Origin of the sequence: Methanosphaera sp. ISO3-F5 (assembly GCF_034480035.2) — an archaeon.
In the GTDB taxonomy this organism is placed as follows: Archaea; Methanobacteriota; Methanobacteria; order Methanobacteriales; family Methanobacteriaceae; genus Methanosphaera.
Map to the genome: position 1 here is coordinate 1,156,662 of NZ_CP118753.2, position 18,808 is coordinate 1,175,469.

Annotated in this window: 18 protein-coding genes, 1 pseudogene and 1 riboswitch; of the genes and pseudogenes, 13 read left to right on the top strand and 6 right to left on the bottom strand. The window is 27.4% G+C overall.

Annotation, left to right across the window (positions count from 1 at the left end):
* Positions 1–26: 26 nt before the first annotated feature.
* Positions 27–338: a heavy metal-binding domain-containing protein gene (locus PXD04_RS16905; protein WP_323735988.1), complete on the top strand. Its 312-nt coding sequence runs from the start codon at positions 27–29 to the stop codon at positions 336–338.
* On the opposite strand, the gene PXD04_RS16910 is transcribed toward PXD04_RS16905, so the two are convergent.
* Positions 331–1,332 (bottom strand): NADH-dependent flavin oxidoreductase, encoded by a 1,002-nt coding sequence (locus tag PXD04_RS16910; protein ID WP_323735989.1) that lies wholly within the window; start codon positions 1,330–1,332, stop codon positions 331–333. The genes PXD04_RS16905 and PXD04_RS16910 overlap by 8 nt on opposite strands.
* A gap of 294 nt (positions 1,333–1,626) precedes the next feature.
* On the opposite strand from PXD04_RS16910, the pseudogene PXD04_RS16915 reads away from it, so the two are divergent.
* Positions 1,627–2,901 (top strand): annotated as a pseudogene (locus PXD04_RS16915) (ATP-binding protein).
* Positions 2,902–3,203: 302 nt separating this feature from the next.
* Here the strand turns inward: PXD04_RS16915 and bioB are convergent.
* Positions 3,204–4,175, bottom strand: a complete 972-nt coding sequence (gene bioB / locus PXD04_RS16920) for a biotin synthase BioB (RefSeq protein WP_323735990.1) — start codon at positions 4,173–4,175, stop codon at positions 3,204–3,206.
* A gap of 36 nt (positions 4,176–4,211) precedes the next feature.
* Between bioB and PXD04_RS16925 the strand changes: the two genes are divergently transcribed.
* The gene (locus PXD04_RS16925; protein WP_323735991.1) at positions 4,212–5,156 is read left to right on the top strand and encodes a type II CAAX endopeptidase family protein; all 945 of its coding nucleotides are present in this window, start codon (positions 4,212–4,214) and stop codon (positions 5,154–5,156) included.
* 246 nt (positions 5,157–5,402) lie between these two features.
* Entirely contained in the window at positions 5,403–6,029 is a 627-nt protein-coding gene (locus PXD04_RS16930; RefSeq protein ID WP_323735992.1) for a hypothetical protein, read from the top strand.
* Here the strand turns inward: PXD04_RS16930 and PXD04_RS16935 are convergent.
* Positions 6,026–6,526, bottom strand: coding sequence for a hypothetical protein (locus PXD04_RS16935; protein WP_323735993.1), 501 nt, complete (start codon positions 6,524–6,526; stop codon positions 6,026–6,028). The two genes, PXD04_RS16930 and PXD04_RS16935, sit on opposite strands and share 4 nt — an antisense overlap.
* 244 nt (positions 6,527–6,770) lie before the next feature.
* Here PXD04_RS16935 and PXD04_RS16940 point away from each other — a divergent pair, with 244 nt between their 5' ends.
* The 5 genes from PXD04_RS16940 (at position 6,771) to PXD04_RS16960 (ending at position 11,844) form a co-directional block, all read left to right on the top strand.
* Positions 6,771–8,912 carry a GNAT family N-acetyltransferase gene (locus tag PXD04_RS16940; RefSeq protein ID WP_323735994.1) on the top strand — a complete coding sequence of 714 codons (2,142 nt, stop codon included), beginning with the start codon at positions 6,771–6,773 and terminating at the stop codon, positions 8,910–8,912.
* Positions 8,913–9,290: 378 nt separating this feature from the next.
* Positions 9,291–9,641, top strand: a complete 351-nt coding sequence (locus PXD04_RS16945; RefSeq protein WP_323735995.1) for a hypothetical protein — start codon at positions 9,291–9,293, stop codon at positions 9,639–9,641.
* 250 nt (positions 9,642–9,891) lie between these two features.
* The gene (locus PXD04_RS16950; protein WP_323735996.1) at positions 9,892–11,037 is read left to right on the top strand and encodes an aldo/keto reductase; all 1,146 of its coding nucleotides are present in this window, start codon (positions 9,892–9,894) and stop codon (positions 11,035–11,037) included.
* 52 nt (positions 11,038–11,089) lie between these two features.
* Positions 11,090–11,437: a hypothetical protein gene (locus tag PXD04_RS16955; protein WP_323735997.1), complete on the top strand. Its 348-nt coding sequence runs from the start codon at positions 11,090–11,092 to the stop codon at positions 11,435–11,437.
* 11 nt (positions 11,438–11,448) lie between these two features.
* Positions 11,449–11,844: an SAM-dependent methyltransferase gene (locus tag PXD04_RS16960; protein ID WP_323735998.1), complete on the top strand. Its 396-nt coding sequence runs from the start codon at positions 11,449–11,451 to the stop codon at positions 11,842–11,844.
* A 2-nt stretch (positions 11,845–11,846) separates the two neighbouring features.
* Here the strand turns inward: PXD04_RS16960 and PXD04_RS16965 are convergent, their stop codons facing one another.
* Positions 11,847–12,956, bottom strand: coding sequence for an aldo/keto reductase (locus PXD04_RS16965; RefSeq protein ID WP_323735999.1), 1,110 nt, complete (start codon positions 12,954–12,956; stop codon positions 11,847–11,849).
* 110 nt (positions 12,957–13,066) lie between these two features.
* Between PXD04_RS16965 and PXD04_RS16970 the strand changes: the two genes are divergently transcribed.
* On the top strand, positions 13,067–13,279 hold the full coding sequence (locus PXD04_RS16970; RefSeq protein WP_323736000.1) for a hypothetical protein: 213 nt from the start codon (positions 13,067–13,069) through the stop codon (positions 13,277–13,279).
* Between the two features lie 103 nt (positions 13,280–13,382).
* On the opposite strand, the gene PXD04_RS16975 is transcribed toward PXD04_RS16970, so the two are convergent.
* Positions 13,383–15,086: a hypothetical protein gene (locus PXD04_RS16975; protein WP_323736001.1), complete on the bottom strand. Its 1,704-nt coding sequence runs from the start codon at positions 15,084–15,086 to the stop codon at positions 13,383–13,385.
* A 335-nt stretch (positions 15,087–15,421) separates the two neighbouring features.
* Positions 15,422–15,561: riboswitch (FMN riboswitch) on the top strand.
* Positions 15,562–15,631: 70 nt separating this feature from the next.
* Here PXD04_RS16975 and ribB point away from each other — a divergent pair.
* The 3 genes from ribB (at position 15,632) to crcB (ending at position 17,128) form a co-directional block, all read left to right on the top strand.
* Positions 15,632–16,264: a 3,4-dihydroxy-2-butanone-4-phosphate synthase gene (ribB, locus tag PXD04_RS16980; RefSeq protein ID WP_323736002.1), complete on the top strand. Its 633-nt coding sequence runs from the start codon at positions 15,632–15,634 to the stop codon at positions 16,262–16,264.
* 134 nt (positions 16,265–16,398) lie between these two features.
* Complete coding sequence (locus PXD04_RS16985; RefSeq protein ID WP_323736003.1) at positions 16,399–16,668, top strand: hypothetical protein; 270 nt, start codon at positions 16,399–16,401, stop codon at positions 16,666–16,668.
* Between the two features lie 88 nt (positions 16,669–16,756).
* Positions 16,757–17,128: a fluoride efflux transporter CrcB gene (gene crcB, locus PXD04_RS16990; protein WP_323736004.1), complete on the top strand. Its 372-nt coding sequence runs from the start codon at positions 16,757–16,759 to the stop codon at positions 17,126–17,128.
* Here the strand turns inward: crcB and PXD04_RS16995 are convergent.
* Positions 17,123–18,781, bottom strand: a complete 1,659-nt coding sequence (locus PXD04_RS16995; protein WP_323736005.1) for a hypothetical protein — start codon at positions 18,779–18,781, stop codon at positions 17,123–17,125. The two genes, crcB and PXD04_RS16995, sit on opposite strands and share 6 nt — an antisense overlap.
* Between the last annotated feature and the right edge of the window lie 27 nt (positions 18,782–18,808).

Below are 18,808 nucleotides of genomic sequence, written 5' to 3' on the forward strand. Positions count from 1 at the left end.
TCAAAAAAAACAGGTGAAGAAAAAAAATGATAATTACAACAACAGAAAACATACCAGGAAAAAACTATGAAATAATAGGCCTAGTACACGGAAACAACATACAATCCAAAAACTTCTTAAGAGACTTCACACAAGGACTACGAAACATAAAAGGAGGAGAACTAAAAGCATACACAGACATGATGATAGAATCAAGAAGTGTAGCAACCGATCGAATGATTGAAGAAGCACAACAATTAGGAGCAGATGCAATAATAATGGTACGATACGATACCAGCAGCATAGTAGAAAACTCCTCCGAAGTACATTGCTATGGAACAGCAGTAAAATTTATTTAAAATGAAAACAATTACTGGATTTAACTCTGTAACAATTATTACACAGTTTACATCTAGAAACACCATTCTTATTTTTTTTCCAATCAACTAAAAAATCCGCCTGAGCAACAAAAGGCCTATACATTGAAACAAAATCAATATCATCCCCATTCAAAACATTATTAATTTTATCCAAACTATCAAAGCCACCACCAACAATAACAGGCAAATTAATCCTCTTCTTTAACTCAACAGCATAATCAATTAACTCATTATTCTCCTCATCTTTAGTAAAATACAAAGGAGATAACGGCTTAGTCACTTGAATACTATCAGCACCATACTCTTCTAACAATTCACATATCTTAATACTTTCCTCTTTATCAATTCCACCCTTACGGCCATCATAAGCATTAACCCTACAATTAATATGCAAATCAAAATTATCCTTAATAACCTTAATACTTTCCAAAACAATTCTCAACCTAGCAAAAGTATCCCCACCAAAATCATCATCTCTCTGATTATAATAAGGATTAATAAACTTACTTAAAAAGAAATTATTACCCAAAGCTAACTGAATACCATCAAAACCAGCAAAAGATAACTTTTTAGCAGCAATAATTAAATCAGTTTGAATTTTACGAATATCATCCAAAGTTAAATCATTAACAGAAACATTCATATCAATGCCACGATTAAATTGCACAAACTCCAGCTGAGCAAGAATAGGAACATTATAAGAATGAACCATATCAGTAATTCGTCTAAAATCACCAATAAAATTAGGATCATAAAGTTTATGAGCATACTCATTAAACTTATTCTTAGGATACAATGAAATTAACTCACTAGTAATTAAGCCAACACCACTTTTAGCAATACTTTCATACCTATCATATACATCAGATGTAATTTTATTATTCTTAGTCTCTGACTCCCATAAACCAGTTCGAACAACACGACTTTGTAATTTCAAGTCACCAAGATTAGTCTCATCAAATAAATCTTTCATAAACAACAAGCTCCTACTTTTTAATAATATTTATGTAACTTTTTAAATTAAAAATTTATGAATTAAACAAAAAATAGAAAAATACATCAAAACATATACATGAAACACATGAAAAAACACACTCCAGAACAAAAAAGAAATCACTACAAAAAATACAAATGAATTGCTACAAAAAATTAAATGAATTGCTACAAAAAATATAAATGAATTGCTACAAAAAATATAAATGAATTGCTACAAAAAATATAAATGAATTACTACAAAAAATATAAATAGAAATGATGAAGTGTTAAAATGGAATACATGAAACGATTAATAGATAGGAAATAGACTTCTATCTGGATGTTATAGGTGCTATATTAATTGTTGGACCAAAGTGGTGTGGAAAAACAACAACTGCGGAACAACATTCTAAAAGTATGATTAAATTACAGGATAGAGATAAATCAACATTATATTTACAATGGGCAGAAATCAGACCATCCAAATTATTAGAAGGTGAAAAACCACGATTAATTGATGAATGGCAAGAAGCACCTATTATATGGGATACAGTTAGAAATAGTGTAGATGAAATTAATGAAGATGGATTATATATACTAACTGGTTCTACAGTAATTGATGAATCTGAAAAAATGCATTCAGGAGCAGGAAGAATTCATAGATTAATTATGAGACCAATGAGTTTATATGAAAGTGGAGAATCAAATGGAAAAATATCAATTATGGATTTATTTGATAATCCCGAATTAGATATTGATGGTATTAAATCAGATTTAACTATAGAACAATTAATATTTGCTGCATGTAGGGAGGTTGGCCTGCAAGTTTAAGAAAAAAAACAGAACTTGCCAAATTATCTATAGTATATTCCTATTTGGATAATATTTGTAATACTGATGTTTCAAGAGTAGATGGTGTTAAAAGAGATTCTAAAAGAGTTATTAATTTGTTAAGATCGTATGCAAGGAATATTGGTACTAATGTTAAGGATACAACAATATTAGCTGATATTAAAACAAATTTTGAGGATATATCATTACAAACATATTATTCTTATGTTGATTCATTAAAAAGATTATTTGTTATTGATAATATTGATGCCTGGACTCCTAATATTCGTTCTAAAACATCAATTCGTTCTAATACGAAAAAATTGTTTATAGATCCATCTATTGCTGTTGCAGCACAAAATTTGGATCCTCATTCTTTGGAGAATGATTTGAATACTTTTGGTTTTATCTTTGAAAACTTATGTATTAGAGATTTAATTGTATATTCTAGTCCTTCAAATGGTGTTGTTTCTTATTATAAGGATAGGTTTGGTTTAGAAGTTGATTGTGTGTTGCATTTAAGGGATGGAAGATATGGTTTAATTGAATTTAAATTAGGTAGCAAAGAAGAAGAAAAGGGTGCTCATAATTTATTAAAAATTAATGACTTAATAGTAAGAAGCATGAAGAAAATGGTATGATAAAACCTAGTTTTTTAGCAATTATTACTGCTGGTGAATTTGCTTATACTAGGAGTGATGGTGTGAAGATTATTTCTATTGGTTGCTTAAGATAATTATTTCTATTGGAAAGTTTTTATTATTTTTTTTACATTTATGAATTTTATCTTCTTGTTTTTCATTGTTTTTGGGGTATTTTTTTTTACTTCGCTATACACCGATATAACGAAGTAAAATCATAATTTTTTGAGCAGAAAAAAGTGCCGAAAAACCATACTAAAATAGTAAAAATACAACATTACATATACATCATATAAGTTCAAAATACTATTTTAATAAGATTTTCTGAAAAACATCAAAAAATTGAGTAATACAAATAAATAATCATACAATAGACAATAAAAAGTATTAAGTATTACTATATGATATCAAAACAAATTTGAAAACCCAACCCCCTAATCATATCCAAATCTTCATCAAAAGAAACACCCAAAGTAGTAAGCATATTACCAAGTATAGCAGAATTACTACCAGACATAAAAGCACATCTTCCATGATCAACTAACAAACTCCTACCACCAGCCATACGGATAAAAGAAGACGGATTAATGAAACGAAAAATTGCAATAATACGACAAACCTCATCATTATCCAACACATCATTACTACCCACAAGTGTACCAGGAATAGGATTTAAAACATTAATAGGAATAGAACGAATATTTAAATCACGTAAAGTAAATGCAAGATCAACTCGGTCCTCAAAACTTTCACCCAAACCAAAAATACCACCACTACACGCTAAAAGACGAGTATCATTAATCTTTTCAAGTGTATCAATTTTATCACTATATGAATGAGTAGAACATACATGGGGAAAATACTTTTCAGAACTTTCTAGATTACAATGAACACGCGTAGCACCAACTTCATTTAACTTTCTTATTTCATCTGAACTTAACAATCCAAGTGATACACAAATATTAATGTCATTTTGCAATGTTCGTAATTCACGGATAACTTCAATAATAACATTAAACTCAGAAGAAGATATTTTACGACCTGATGATACGTAACTGATTCTTTTAAACCCATGATTATATAAGTTTAATGTTTCCTGTTTAAGTTTATTCTTATCCATAAGATTGTATTCTTCTATTTTTGTATCATAATGTATTGATTGTGCACAAAATACACAGTTTTCACTGCATTTGCCACTTTTAATATTAATTATTGTACATGCATCAAACCTGTTTCCACAGAAATGTTGTCTTATTTCATTAGCTGCTTGACATAACTCATTTAATGGTGCATTTATTAAAGTTAATGCTTCTTCTTTAGTTATTCGGTGTCCTTGTATTATCTTGTTTTTCAGACTTTTAATGTTCATACTTTATACCATTAATATTTGATGTTAATATACATTATGGGTGAATATATTAATATTTTTAACTACAAATTAATCATTAAGTGTAGATTTTTAAAATATATTGGTTTATGGGAGGGAATATATATTTTTAATAATTTGGAATATTTTAAGAAAACATCAGAAACTCTTAAAGAGGCCACTTTAGCTGAGACTAATCGGTCTGCATTAACAGAGACGTTACTTTTTATTCTTTTATATGTGGCAATGATACTTATTACTGGATTATTCATGTATGTAATAACATTGGGTATTCCTGAGAACACTGATTCTTATTTACTGTTATCATTGGGTGGTTTTATTGTTTCAATTATTTTTACCATTTTTGCAGTTACAAAGATTGAAAAACGTAGCTTAAGGAGTTTAGGTTTTAGTCGTGAAAATATTGGATCTAATTTATTGAAAGGATTTGTTATTGGCTTTGTAATGTTTGTGCTAGTAGTTTTTATTGGTATGATTTTGGGTCAATATACTTTTATGGGATTTGATTTTTCATCTTTGTATCTGGCTATTCCATATATTATAGTGTTTATTATTCAGCCGTTTGGGGAAGAGATTTTTACTAGGGGTTGGATTATTCCATTATTTTCAAAAAATTATAGTGTGTTTACTGCTATTGTGGTTTCTACTTTATTTTTTGTAGTGGGGCATGTTGGTAATAATGGTTTTAATATTGTTGCATTGGTTAATATTTTGTTGATTGGTGTTTTATTATCATTATTGTTTTTAAAATTTGATAATATTTGGATTTGTGGTGCTTTTCATTCTGCTTGGAATTTTACTCAAGGTTATCTTTTTGGTTTTAATGTTAGTGGTCTTAATATGAGTTCTTTACTTCATTTTAGTCAAGCTGCTCCTAATATAGTTAATGGTGGTAGTTTTGGTCCTGAAGCGGGTTTGATTACTACATGTATTAGTGTTCTGATAATAATTTATTTGTGGTAAGTTTATTTGTTGGATAATTTTTCATGTGGATACTACATGGTTTGAATATTTTTTTTTATTTTACTCTATTCTTTTTTTTATGTTTACTATTTTTTTTTAAACCAGGTTTTTTTAGTGTATTTTTTATTTATTAATTTGTCTGTGTTGTGTAATAATAATCCTTTTTAGTAATAACTGATATATAAATAAGTAGGTAAAAATTATTACTTAGGGATTTATAATCATTTATTTTAGTATGTGTTTGTAATGAAAAGTTGTAGGGTTAAGGCTCTTGAATATATTCAAGAGGACAAGAATGAGGATATTAAATCGTTTATACAAATCTATTTATCCATAGGTGTCATGCTTTTAATTATTATGGCTATAATATTGAGTATTGATGATAATTATAACTTATTATTGGATCATAATATTGTGGGCTTAATATTATTAACTATTATCTTTTTAGCTTTGACATTGATTGTTTATGCCTTAGTGTTAAAAATGAGACAGAATGTATTTGAAGAGTCTGTTTTATCAAAGGATAAGAATGCCTTGCTTAATTGGATGAGGAATTTTAATAGTTTTGCCTCTGAAGAAAAAGATTTTATAAGTTATTTTGATGTTTCAAGAAATGCTAATGGTTTGAATATTTTATTATTGCCATTTATGTTTTCATGTTGTTTTTATTTGATTGGTAATGATTTTTTTATTGTAAGTTTGTTTCTGGTATTTGCTTCTTTGGTGATAACTGTTTTAACTCATTGTTTCCCTGATAAGTTAAGTGGTATTTGGGGGATGGATGTTCGTGGGGTGGATGGTTTTAGGAGGTTATTTGTTTTAGGACATTTAACTTTTGTTTTTGCTTTTTTAATGCTTTGTATTATTTTTTAATTACTTTTTATTTTATTTTTGTTGATGTTTATTGTTTCTTTGAATTCTTGGTAATCGTTTTTAAATTCTTCTTCTTTTATGATGTCTGATTGAAATTTTATTACTGAAAGGAATAGTGAACTTAATGCGTTGATAATTTTCTGTAGAAATGTCAAATTTGTTATAATGTCATCTATATCTTTTTGTCTATTTTCATCAAATTTTTGGATTAGTAAGTTGTTTAATGATTCGTTGATTTGTTTGAATATGTTGTCTATCATCTGGTTTATGTCAAAGAAATCTTTGATTATTTTATCGTTAAGGTATGTGACTGATTTGAAGAATTGGAATAATAGTTTGATTAGTGTTTTTTGTGTGAAGCTTAATAGGTGTTTTGTCCTTTTTGCTAGAAATATTATTGATTTTTCGTCCAGGTCATGTTTTGTGAATCCTTGTAAAAGGCTATTAATAAGATTGTTGAAAATTCTAATTTTAAATTTAATTATTTTTATTAACATTTTTTTTCATTCCTATTAATCTATTATTTTTTAATATTATTATATTTAACAGATAAAAGTATTGTTTAACATATATTTATTAATTTTGACTTTGCTTATATGTTTGTATATCTTTTTTTTATTTTTATTTATCATTTTGGTAATATTTATATACTTAATTATTCATAATTATAATTATCAGAGTATTACTTTCAAAGTAAAAATTATGAACTCTGAATAAAATACGAGGTAACAAATAAAACTTATGAACCCCGAATATAAAACAAGAGAAGAAACAGATTTTAAAATAATAAAAAACCCAGACAACAAAGAAACATTAACAAACTTCATAAAACAAGAATACCCCTACATAACACAAGCAATGAAATATGAAGAATACAAAATAGAATACGAAGAATACGACATACTACAAGAATTACTATACGACAACAAAGTAATAGGAATACTAAGCATAGAAGTAAATAATAACACAATACGAACATTATGCATAAACGAAGTATACATATTACCAGAATACAGACATAACGGCATATTCCATGAAACACTATTAAACCTACTAACACAACCAAACATGACAATAGCAATAAAAAATCCAAACAGAACAATCATAGACTTACTACTAAAATACAAACTAGCAAAAAAACTCAAAAATAACATAGTATTAAGCTACATAGATTTCATAGTAGAAGACAAAAAAATATACACCAACAAACAATTAACAATCAAATACGAAAATAATTACATAAAAGACGAAAAAGTACCAACAGATTTCTATGATCTAAACATAAACTCTTGTGTATTCATTGAAATAAATAACTTAAATGACATAAAAAAGAACAAAGCATACATCATAAAAGCACGCTTAACTGATTCAAAAAACGAGAGATACTACAATTTATTAAAAAATGTAGATGAAACATATATAGAAAATTTAAAAGAAAGAATACTAAACATAAACGATGAAGACATAACCTTCCTCGAAAATGTAAGAAAAAGAATAGATGAATATCTTGATATTAATGACATATTAGGAACAGAAAATAACTTAAACCCAATATTCCAGGAAAAACTAGAAGAACACAACCTATCAATAGAAGATGGATTCATCATAAGAAACAAAGTAAACAACGCATTAAAAAATAATGAAATCATACCAAAATCAATGGTTATACGAACATTATACTTACTTGAAACATACAATCAAACCGATTCCCAACTAGAACATTACACCAGTAAACCAGCAACAGAAGACAAATGTCCATACTGTTCAAATAACATCTCATTAATGGAGGAAGTTTGCAGTAAATGCGGATACAATCTCTTATTAGACAATCAACCCCAGGATCTGATAGAGAAAATAACTGAAAAAATGATGTTAACCACATTACCTCCCAGATTAACATTAAAAGAAACTATAAACAATAAACAGCAGAAAATATCAAATATCCTTAAAGAAGAACTAGACTACACATCCTATGATGAAGATGAAGTATACACTATACAGAATATCATATCCACTTACCAGTTTTTAAAGGATATCAATGAAATATTATATTTTGAAATATATAATTATGACTTGCTAAATAATATACAAGAAGGCAGTACATTACATTATGCATTAAAAAATAATTTAATACAAGAAATGAATGATTACCAGTATTATATTAAATTATTAGAGGATTACTTGCCGGACAGGTATTTAAAAAAAATATTATCCGAACATAATTATGATATTGATGGAGATAAAGATGACTTAATTTATCGAATAGAGAAAAATATAAGTCCAAAAGATATCTTTGGAGTAAAATATGTTCTGACAAAAAAAGGAAACGAATACATAGTAAATCAGGATTACCTGGAAAATTACCTGGAAAACTTATCAGAATTCACTTTCTATGAATACTATGATTTTTATAATAAAAACAAGGACAAATCATATGATGAGTTAAATCGAGAATTTATTGAATATATTAAAGAAATTGCATTAGAAACAGATAATTATTATAAGTATCATGACCTTATCCGACATAAAATAAACAGTTCTGATTTAGATCAGGAGGAATTCTTAGTATTATTTACTATGCTATTCATTATTGATATTAATTATTGGATAAATTCTAAGAATCATAGGAAGACTAATAAGCCTATAAGTGTTAATGTTTTAACGGAATTTCCTGAAATTAAAAGATTATATTATCAAAATGATATAGAAGATATTTATTATAAAGCATTTAATTCTATTATGATACCTTCTTTAAAGAATAATGAGGATTTGGTTAAATTTTATTTAAAAAAATCGTTAGAATATGATGATATAGATGATGTTAATAGAGAAATTGAATATAATATTTTTGTGGATGAATATTTACGAAGATATTCTATTTAACTTTATTTCTCTTTTTGATGTTTATATTAGGGAGATATTGTTTTATCAGTTATTGTATATTATTTAATGGATTGTATGAATGATTATATCTTTTCTTAAGAATTGTTAAATTATATTGATAGTATATACTTTTAATAATATATTTATTGAATATAAAGAATAGTTTATTATTTAAATTGTAATTATTAATCATATTTATTATTAAAAATTTATCATTATTTATAATGATTGATATAATTTAATAAAATATAATCAATAATTGAAATTGTTTAATATATGTTTTTACAATTTATAAAATTTAGAAACACTTATTATATACCACTACAAATAATTAAATATAAGGAAAAATCTTATTTGATTATCTATAGAGGTGTTATTATGAGCCCTGAACCATCATTCACTCAATCTTTAAGAGAAGAAGGTTTCATTGAAGGAAGTGAAAGCGGAACAAAAAATAGTGAAATAAAAGAAGAAATTAAGAATAATGTAGAAGAAACAGTAAAAGAAACTGTTCAAAAAGATGTTGAAGAAACAGTTAACAATGCAAAAACAACAGTAGACGATGCAAAAGCTACAGTCGATGATGCAAAAGCTACAGTTAATGAAACAAAGGAATCAATTAACAAAAATGAAGTAGTTAAAAAAGAATCCAGTTCTGGTAATTCAACAATCCTAATAGCAGCAATAATTTTAATTATTATTATAATACTAATATTATTCTTATTATAATTTCTATTTTTACTTTTTTTTTGAAAAAAAACTAAACAATATTCAAAAAATATTTTTAACAAACATAACAACCCCCATATATAACAATAAAACTAATTTTAACAGCACATTAAAAAAAATAACCCATCTAAAACATTATCACTCCAAATACAAAAGCATTGATTAAACTAAATTATAGAAAGATATTTAACTAATCAATAAAATAATAAGAGTAACAAATAGAATAGTTCTATTAAAGGAGTGGTAAAAAATGAAAAAATTGGGATTCGGATTAATGAGATTACCACAAACAGATGATAATCCAGAAAATATAGATCAAGAACAATTAAATCAAATGGTAGATATTTACATGGAAAATGGATACAACTATTTCGATACTGCATACCCCTACCATAACGGATTAAGCGAAACAGCACTAAAAAAAGCAGTAGTAGATAGATATCCAAGAGAATCATTTAAAATAGCAGACAAATTACCAATCTTCTTTATACACGAAGAAAAGGATATGCAACCCTACTTTGAAGAACAACTCGAAAGATGTGGAGTAGAATACTTCGATTACTACATGCTACATAACGTATGCTCATGGAATGAATATGCATTCACCAAAGTAGACTCATTCGGCTTCTTAAAACAAAAAAAGAAAGAAGGACTAGTAAAACAAATAGGAATATCCCTACATGACGAACCAAAATACCTCGAAAAAATATTAGAACAACACCCAGAAATAGACTTTGTACAACTACAAATCAACTACCTTGACTGGGAAGACAAAGCAATACAAGCAAAAAAATGCTACGAAATTGCACGAAAATATAACAAACCAATAATAGTCATGGAACCTATACGTGGTGGAGGATTAGCAAAAATACCAGAAGAAGCAGAAAAACTAATGAAAGAATATAACCCTGAAACAAAACCAAGTTCATGGGCACTACGATTCTGTGCAGGACTACAAGATGTAGTCATGGTACTATGTGGAATGAACAACATAGAACAAATGAAAGAAAACATAGAATCAATGAACGATTATCAGCCAATAAACAAGGAAGAAGAGGAAATACTCGAAAAAGTAGCAGATATAATACATTCAGCAATAGAAATACCATGCACATCATGTAATTATTGTCTGGAAACATGTCCACAAAACATATACATATCCAAATACTTTGAATTATACAATGCAGAAAAACAAACAAAATGGCAGGGATTTTCACAACAATTAAACCTATACCTCACATATATAGAAAAAAATTATGGACGAGCAAGAGACTGCGTAGAATGTGATGTATGCATACATCAATGTCCACAAAGATTAGATATTCCAGGATATATGAAAAAAGTATCCGAAGAATTTGATGATGCAGCTGATGCAACAAATGAAATATTTAGTTAAAACATATTTCAATAAAACTCCACCCCCATCCTCCCTTTTTAAGTGATCTAAAATGGAAAACACATTAAACAACCTAGAAATATATGATAATATAAAATTCATGATAAAATACTGTGACACATTCCTAGACTACTGTCATAACGAAAACTTATCCATAGATGGAAACATAGCAGGAGAAATAGTTGATTCATTAACAAATCTAGAAGAATACCTTGAACAACCAGATGAAACACTAACTAACGAAGAACTACAAAGTATCTATGAAGACTTATCAGACATATACTATGGCTTAACCACAATCAATGATATAAAATTATTCAATAATATTCACATAGTATACTCTAAAGTATTAAAAGAAACAAAGGAAATACTCATAAAAACAGGAATAGAAATGGAATAATGGAGGGGATAATGATGAATAAAATACTATTCGAACCTATCGGTTATATTCATTCAGAATATGAAGATGTTAATCAAATGCCCAAAAGCAGCACGGAATCATATGATAAAACAGCAGAACTAATAGTAGACGAGAAATACCTGGAAAGTATGTCCGATATTAAAAAAGATGAAGAATATATGATCATATTCTATTTCCATAAATCAGAAGGATTTAAACAAAAAGTCAGGATTAGGGGTACTGGACCAATAACAGGACTATTCTCTACACATGCACCAAACAGACCAAACCCTATAGGAGTATCCACCATTAAAATTAAAGATGTAAAGGATAACATAATTACATTTAATGGTGTTGATATGCTTAATAACACCCCAGTACTCGATATAAAGAAAATATTTAAATAATGTTACTCATAGAATTTAGCAACTATTTTTAACATTTCAGGTATATTAATATGTTGTGGACAGTAGTCTACACATGAATTACATTCAATACAATCAGATGCATATATATTATCAGCTGATACTAAGTTTCTATAGTACATGCCCAGTGAATGATTATTATCAAGAAGATGCTGTGAATTATATAATTCAAAGAATTGGGGGATGCGTATACCCTTTGGACAATAATCTGTACAGTAATTACAGGATGTGCAGTTAATATTCTTATTATCAGATATTTTTATAACAACTTTTTCTAATAAATCATAATCTTCGTGAATGAGCTTTTTGAAACTGTCATGTATTGCTATGTTTTCTTTTACCTCCTCCAGGCTATTCATTCCACTTAACACTACCAGTATATTATCTAAGGAATAATTAAATCTGAAACACCATTCCAGGGGACTATTACTAGTATCATAATCATTTAGCATCTTTTGAGCTTCACTTGGCAAGTTCAGTAAAGAACCTCCTTTTAATCCTTCCATGATAATAACTTTCTTTGCATATTTACATGCTACATTGTAACATTCTTTTGCATTGATAACCTTATTATTCCAGTCCAAATAGTTAATTTGTAACTGCACAACCTCTATTTCGGGGTGATTAACTAATATTTCCTCTAGAAACTCCGGACTGTCATGACAGGATATGCCTATGTGCTTAATTTTTCCTTCTTCCTTCTTTTCATTTATGAATTTAAAAGAATCTATGCGAGTAAATTTATCCTTATGCTTACTACTTACATTATGTAACAGATAATAATCAAAATAGTCTACTCCACACTTTTCTAATTGTTCATTAAAAATTTCTTCCATATCCTCTTCTTTTTCCAGATTAAAAATTGGCAGTTTACTTGTTAATATGAATGATTCACGCGGATACCTCTCGGTTAATACTTCTTTAACTATTAATTCACTGCTGCCCTTATGATATACATGAGCAGTATCAAAATAGTTAAATCCTTTACTCATATAATAATCTATCATTTCCTTTACTTTATCCACATCAATAAGTTCTATTTTATCGTTTAATACGGGTAATCTCATTAATCCAAAGCCTAACTTTTTTAACATTAATACACACTTTCCTTTTAGATATTATATGTTTTTACTGATATTTTATATTTCTATTAAAGGAAGATTTAAAAACTAATACATTATAAATATATTATAAGGTGTTTAACATGAAAATTAAATGTGATATATGTGGATATGAATTTGACCATACTGAAGCTGAAACATGTGACTGTGGATATGATCCGGCATCAGCTAACTTAAAATGTCCAAAATGTATGATAGACTTAATTCTTCCACCAGAACTTGAGGAAGAAAGACAAAAAGAGATTGATAAAAATTCTATTTACAGTAAATTAGAAAGAGAACTGGAAGATAAATAATAATTTATCTTCAAAAAATACTTTTTTTTATGGGGATTTATGTTTCATAGAAAAAAATGATGAAAAAATATTATTTCTTCTATGACCCAATAAATTCGATAACTTATGTTAAACATTCATTTATCCAGCTAATTAAATTACCAGTACTGTTACCCTTTCTTTCAGCAGTAGTATGACCTTGACCCCAAACAGTTTCAAAGACAACACTTTCAACACCACTAGTCTGATTTAAAACTAAAGCAAGATCAGCCTCAGTAGTTAAAGCTGTATTTCCTTGTTCAATACCTGATATTATCCTCCAATACTTAGCAACTTTAGAAGATTGATAACCATCATAACCTTCACAGATAAAATACATGGGATTATACATGTTAACGCGTGTCTGAATACTATTATTTAAAGCATCAACCTTTGATAAGTCATTTTTATAATCATCTATAATTGTTCTGTTAAAATCTTCATAAGATGAATATTTATCACTATTATTTTCTAATAAATCAGCAAATACTTTATTAAAATGTAATGAATCAGAATTGTTAATACCGAATAAGTCATTCTGTGATTGATTACGATTCACATTATCAAATGCTCCAATTCTCTTTGTAGGCTTTTTAAATGTTTTTACAAAACCTTCAATATTATCAACTTCAACGGTATTATTCTCTGCATAGTAGTCAACCCAATAAATTTTATTATTTAAAGAATCCACATACTCCTGAGCATTATTATAAGTTTTAATTTCTCCAGTACTGTTAGAAGTATATGGGAATTCTGTATCCTTTAAGAAATTATTTAATGAATCTTCAATTACTGATTTAATATAATCATAATAAGTACCATTATTATAAATACCGGTACTTGATTTTTCTAATTTTAATTCTTTTCCATTAGAATCTTTTAAATTCAGATTATTAATATAATTTGCATATTCAATGGCTAAATCATCAGATAAGCTAGAAGTCCAAGAATTGTCTTCTCTAACACCATTATCCGAGTATTGACCTATATTCCATTCATATGAGAAATCTGCAGAATCGAAACTAGTTATAGGACACCAGCACATTGAACCAGTCACATTATCTGATATACTTTTTCCTTCTTTATCAACCATAGCTGCTCCAATACTTTCAAGATAAGGATAATATAATTCACTGTCTCCAGTAGTGCCTAATAATGCACTCTGTCCACCTCCTCCGCTATGACCAAAAGTAAATAGGTTATCAGTGTTACCTGGTAGTGTGTCATTATTAAATCGTAAATACCTTATTGCAGCCTTTAAGTCCGTAACTCCCCATGGTGCACCTCCATTGTATGTGATGTTATTTTGTTTTCCTCTACAACCAGGATATACATAGATCATACCGTTACTTGTATAATTTGCAGCTTCCTCTCCACTATAAGTATCTGGTGATTTACGTTCAGTATATCCTCCAGTGTGGATTGGCATTAGTAATGGTGCATTTTTTGCAGTGAAGTTTCCAATTTTTTCATCTGTTACTTTACAAGTATAGGTGCCGTTTTTATTGTCTGTTGCATTGAAGTATTTGCCTGGAACATATATTGCTAAACTTTCATGTTCACTTGTTTCGGGGTTTGTGCAATAAACAAGACCTAATTGATAATAAATGTCATTCTCAGAATCATATTTCCAGTTATTCATATTTATTGATAACTTTTGTGTTAATTCAGTTGTATTATAATCCTTTTTATGTTGATTTTCATGATTTTTGTTATTTATGTATAGTCCACTAATAATAATGATAAGTAATACAAATGTAATAATTAATAATTTATGTATTTTTTTCATAATTATCAACTAACAACTTTTTTTTATAATAATGCTTTTTGATATAATTATATTTATCTAAATAGTATTTAATTAATTCTAATAGTCATATGCTTTCGAAAGAGTTTATTACAATTAATGCTAATAGTTAATATAAAATATTTTTTTTGAACTTTTTATCATATTTCAATATATGGATGTATTATGTGTTTATTAATATTGCGATTAATAAGGATTTTTTATTAAAACAATTAAATAATAATGATAATATTGTTTAGAGATTAATAATTACTTAAATTTACTAAAATATTAAAAAAACATATTAATAAAGAATTGGATATATTAATATATAAAGTTATAATTCTCAGGGCGAGGTGAAAGTCCTCACCGGTGGTAAAAAAAATTATTTATAAGTCCACGTGCAAAGAAAATATTTTTTGCTGATTTGGTGAAAATCCAAAACCGACGGTTAAAGTCCGGATGATAGAGAATATAAAATATCTAATTCTTATTTTATTAGCCCTGTTTCATTAAAAAAAATAATAAAAGATAATAGAGGAGATAATATGGAACATGAAGAAATGTTAACAGGTAATTACAAAGAAAGAGTAGAAACTGCAGTAGAAGCTATAAAGAACAAAAAAGGTGTAATAGTAACCGATGACGAATCACGAGAAAACGAAGGAGATATGTTCTTTTCTGCTCAATATGTTACTAATGAACAAATGGCATTATTAATAAGAGAAGGTAGTGGAATAGTTTGTCTATGTATGACAGAAGAAAAGGCAGATGAACTAGAATTACCATTAATGGTAGAAGACAATACAAGTACATATGGTACAGGATTTACAATTACAATCGAAGCAGCAGAAGGAGTAACTACAGGGGTTTCAGCTGCTGATCGTGTAACAACTGTTAGAGCCGCATCCAATGATGATGCTAAACCTGAAGATTTACATCATCCTGGTCATGTATTCCCCTTACGTGCTAAAAATGGTGGAGTACTTGAAAGGGATGGTCATACTGAAGCTAATATAGAATTAATGAAACTTGCAGGTCTTAAACCAATGGGAGTTTTATGTGAAATAACTAATCCTGATGGTACTATGGCTAGAATGCCTGAGATTATCGAGTTTTCTAAAGTTCATGATATGCCGATAGTTACTATTAATGATATTATTCAGTACATATCTGAATAATTATTATTACTTAAATGTTGATGTTTTGTATTGGTTATGTTTACTTTCTAGTAATTATGTATTGATTTTTTAATTATTCTAGCTAGTAAACATGTAAAAAATATATGTTATATCATATAGGGTGGGGGTTATGAATGGCACAAAAAAATATAATTATTGCATTGATTTTATCATTTTTCTTTACTGGTCTTGGACAAGCATATAATGGTTTAGTTATTAGGGGAATAGTTAGTTTTGTAATTGCTATCGTATTGGGATTTTTAAACATTTATGTTTCAAGAATATTTGTAATATTTGCTTTAATTTGGGCATTATATGTTTTATATGACACATACCAATGTACTAATGCTATAAACAATAACGAAGCAATTCCAAAGTTTTTAACACAATTTGATTTAGAATAAACAAGTTATTATAAGTTCTAAACAATTTTTTTAAAATTTATTATTAAATTAGTTAAATATAAAATTATAATATATATAGGTGGTAGTAATGTTACTAGAATGCTTAGCAGTTGGTCTTGGGGGCTTTATTGGTTCCGTACTAAGATATATCATAGGATTAATACCAATACAAGAAACAAGCATATTTCCAATAAATACTTTCATAATTAACATACTTGGAACAGTATTAATTTCAATCATAGCATTTTACATTACCCAAAATGTAAACTATGATGAAAACCTCATATTATTCCTTAAAGTAGGTCTTTGTGGAGGATTCACAACATTCTCAACATTTGCTCTGGAAACAGGAGATCTTATCAAATCAGGAAATGCAGAGATTGCTTTCATATATGTATTACTAAGTGTAATAATTGGTGTAACAGTAATATTCATTCCAGAACTATTAGTAAATTCATAATGAATTAATTATTTCAAATTCCTCTAATTTTTCCATGAATAATTTTCTTTCTTTATATTTATTTTTCAAGACACTTATAACATTTTTAACGATAGGTGTACTATTTTTATAAGTAATCATAATATTAAGATAATGAATAATTAAAGTATAACCTGATATATTCTTAGAATTCATAGCTTCTTTTAGAATAAACTTTTTATAGACATCAAGTATTTTATCCGAATATCTATCACCAATACTGTTCTTATATTCTTCAAAAACTTCAATTCGACAGTTATTCAATATGTTTTCAAAGAGATTATCATATTCTTTTTCATATAGGTACAAATGATTTAAGAATTCATACGCATAAGTTTCATCATAAAACTCGATTAATTCTTTTTTTTCAACAGTCCACTCTTCTGTTGTGCATAATTTCTTTAATTCTTCTATATAAGACATGTCTTTAATATTATAATCATAGAGTATGTTTTTTAATTCATCGATAGCATTTATTTTATCATTTTTAATCTTATATAATTCAAATAGTAATAGGTTAGTTTCTAATGAATATGTGTCTCCATGAATTTCTTTACTTTCTAATAGTAATGATATGGCATTGTCAATATTTTGTTTACCTATTTCTTCTTCTACCAGTAAATTCATTACATCTTCATTATTTCTGTATTTATATAAGAATTCTTCTTGATTTTTAGTAGGATAATTTAACTTCTTCATAAGCTGATACTTGTTTAACAGTATACTGGAGGATAAATTATTTTCTTCCATTAAATTGTCTAAAACATGATCTAACTGTTTATAATATTGTTGTTTAGTAAAGTTTGATAAGCAGATGCTTATAAAGAATGGTGTAATCTCTTCATTAAAATCATAAGAAATCTTATTCAACAAGTAATTAAGAACTTCTTCATTATCTTTATCTGATTGTACTGCAATAATTTTCTCAAGATAATAATTACAGCTACTTAAAATACTGTTTATATCAATATACTGTCCTACATTACTCTTATCGGATATTTTATCATAAATAATGTATAATAATTGTAGCACATACCCATATTCTCCTTTTTTATATAGCATACTGATCTTATCATCAATAAAACTCTTTAAATACCGGTTAAAAGGAGCTTCTTGATAGAAACCATTTTCATTATATAATTCAACTACGTCAATATTAAAAATGTTATCCAGCATACTTTCGTAATTATAGAAATCTTCAGGACTAAAGTCTTCCTGAAACTTGCTGATAAATTCTTCCATAAATTCTGAATCATTACAATATTTATCATATACAAATCTACGTAGCTTGGTGTCATCAAGATTTTTTAATATGTCTGAAAATAATGTTAATTCGTTGAAGTTATCATCTAGGATGTTATTACGTGTATTATGTTCAATTTCTTCTTTTTTATAGAGTGTTGCAACCATGTGTTTACAATTAAAATCAGCATAACAGTATGGGCAGGTACAATATAATGAATCAATTTCATTATCTTTAAATGTAATCTTTACTTCATAGATATTGGATTTAGATCCTTCAACTTTGCTGGTTATTGAATCATCGGTTAAAACAATGTCATAAACTTTATCTGAAATGTAGTAATTGTATCCTCTATCTAATCTGTCTTCATCAAATAATTCTTTCCAATTCATTATATTGCACCTAATATTTTCTTATAT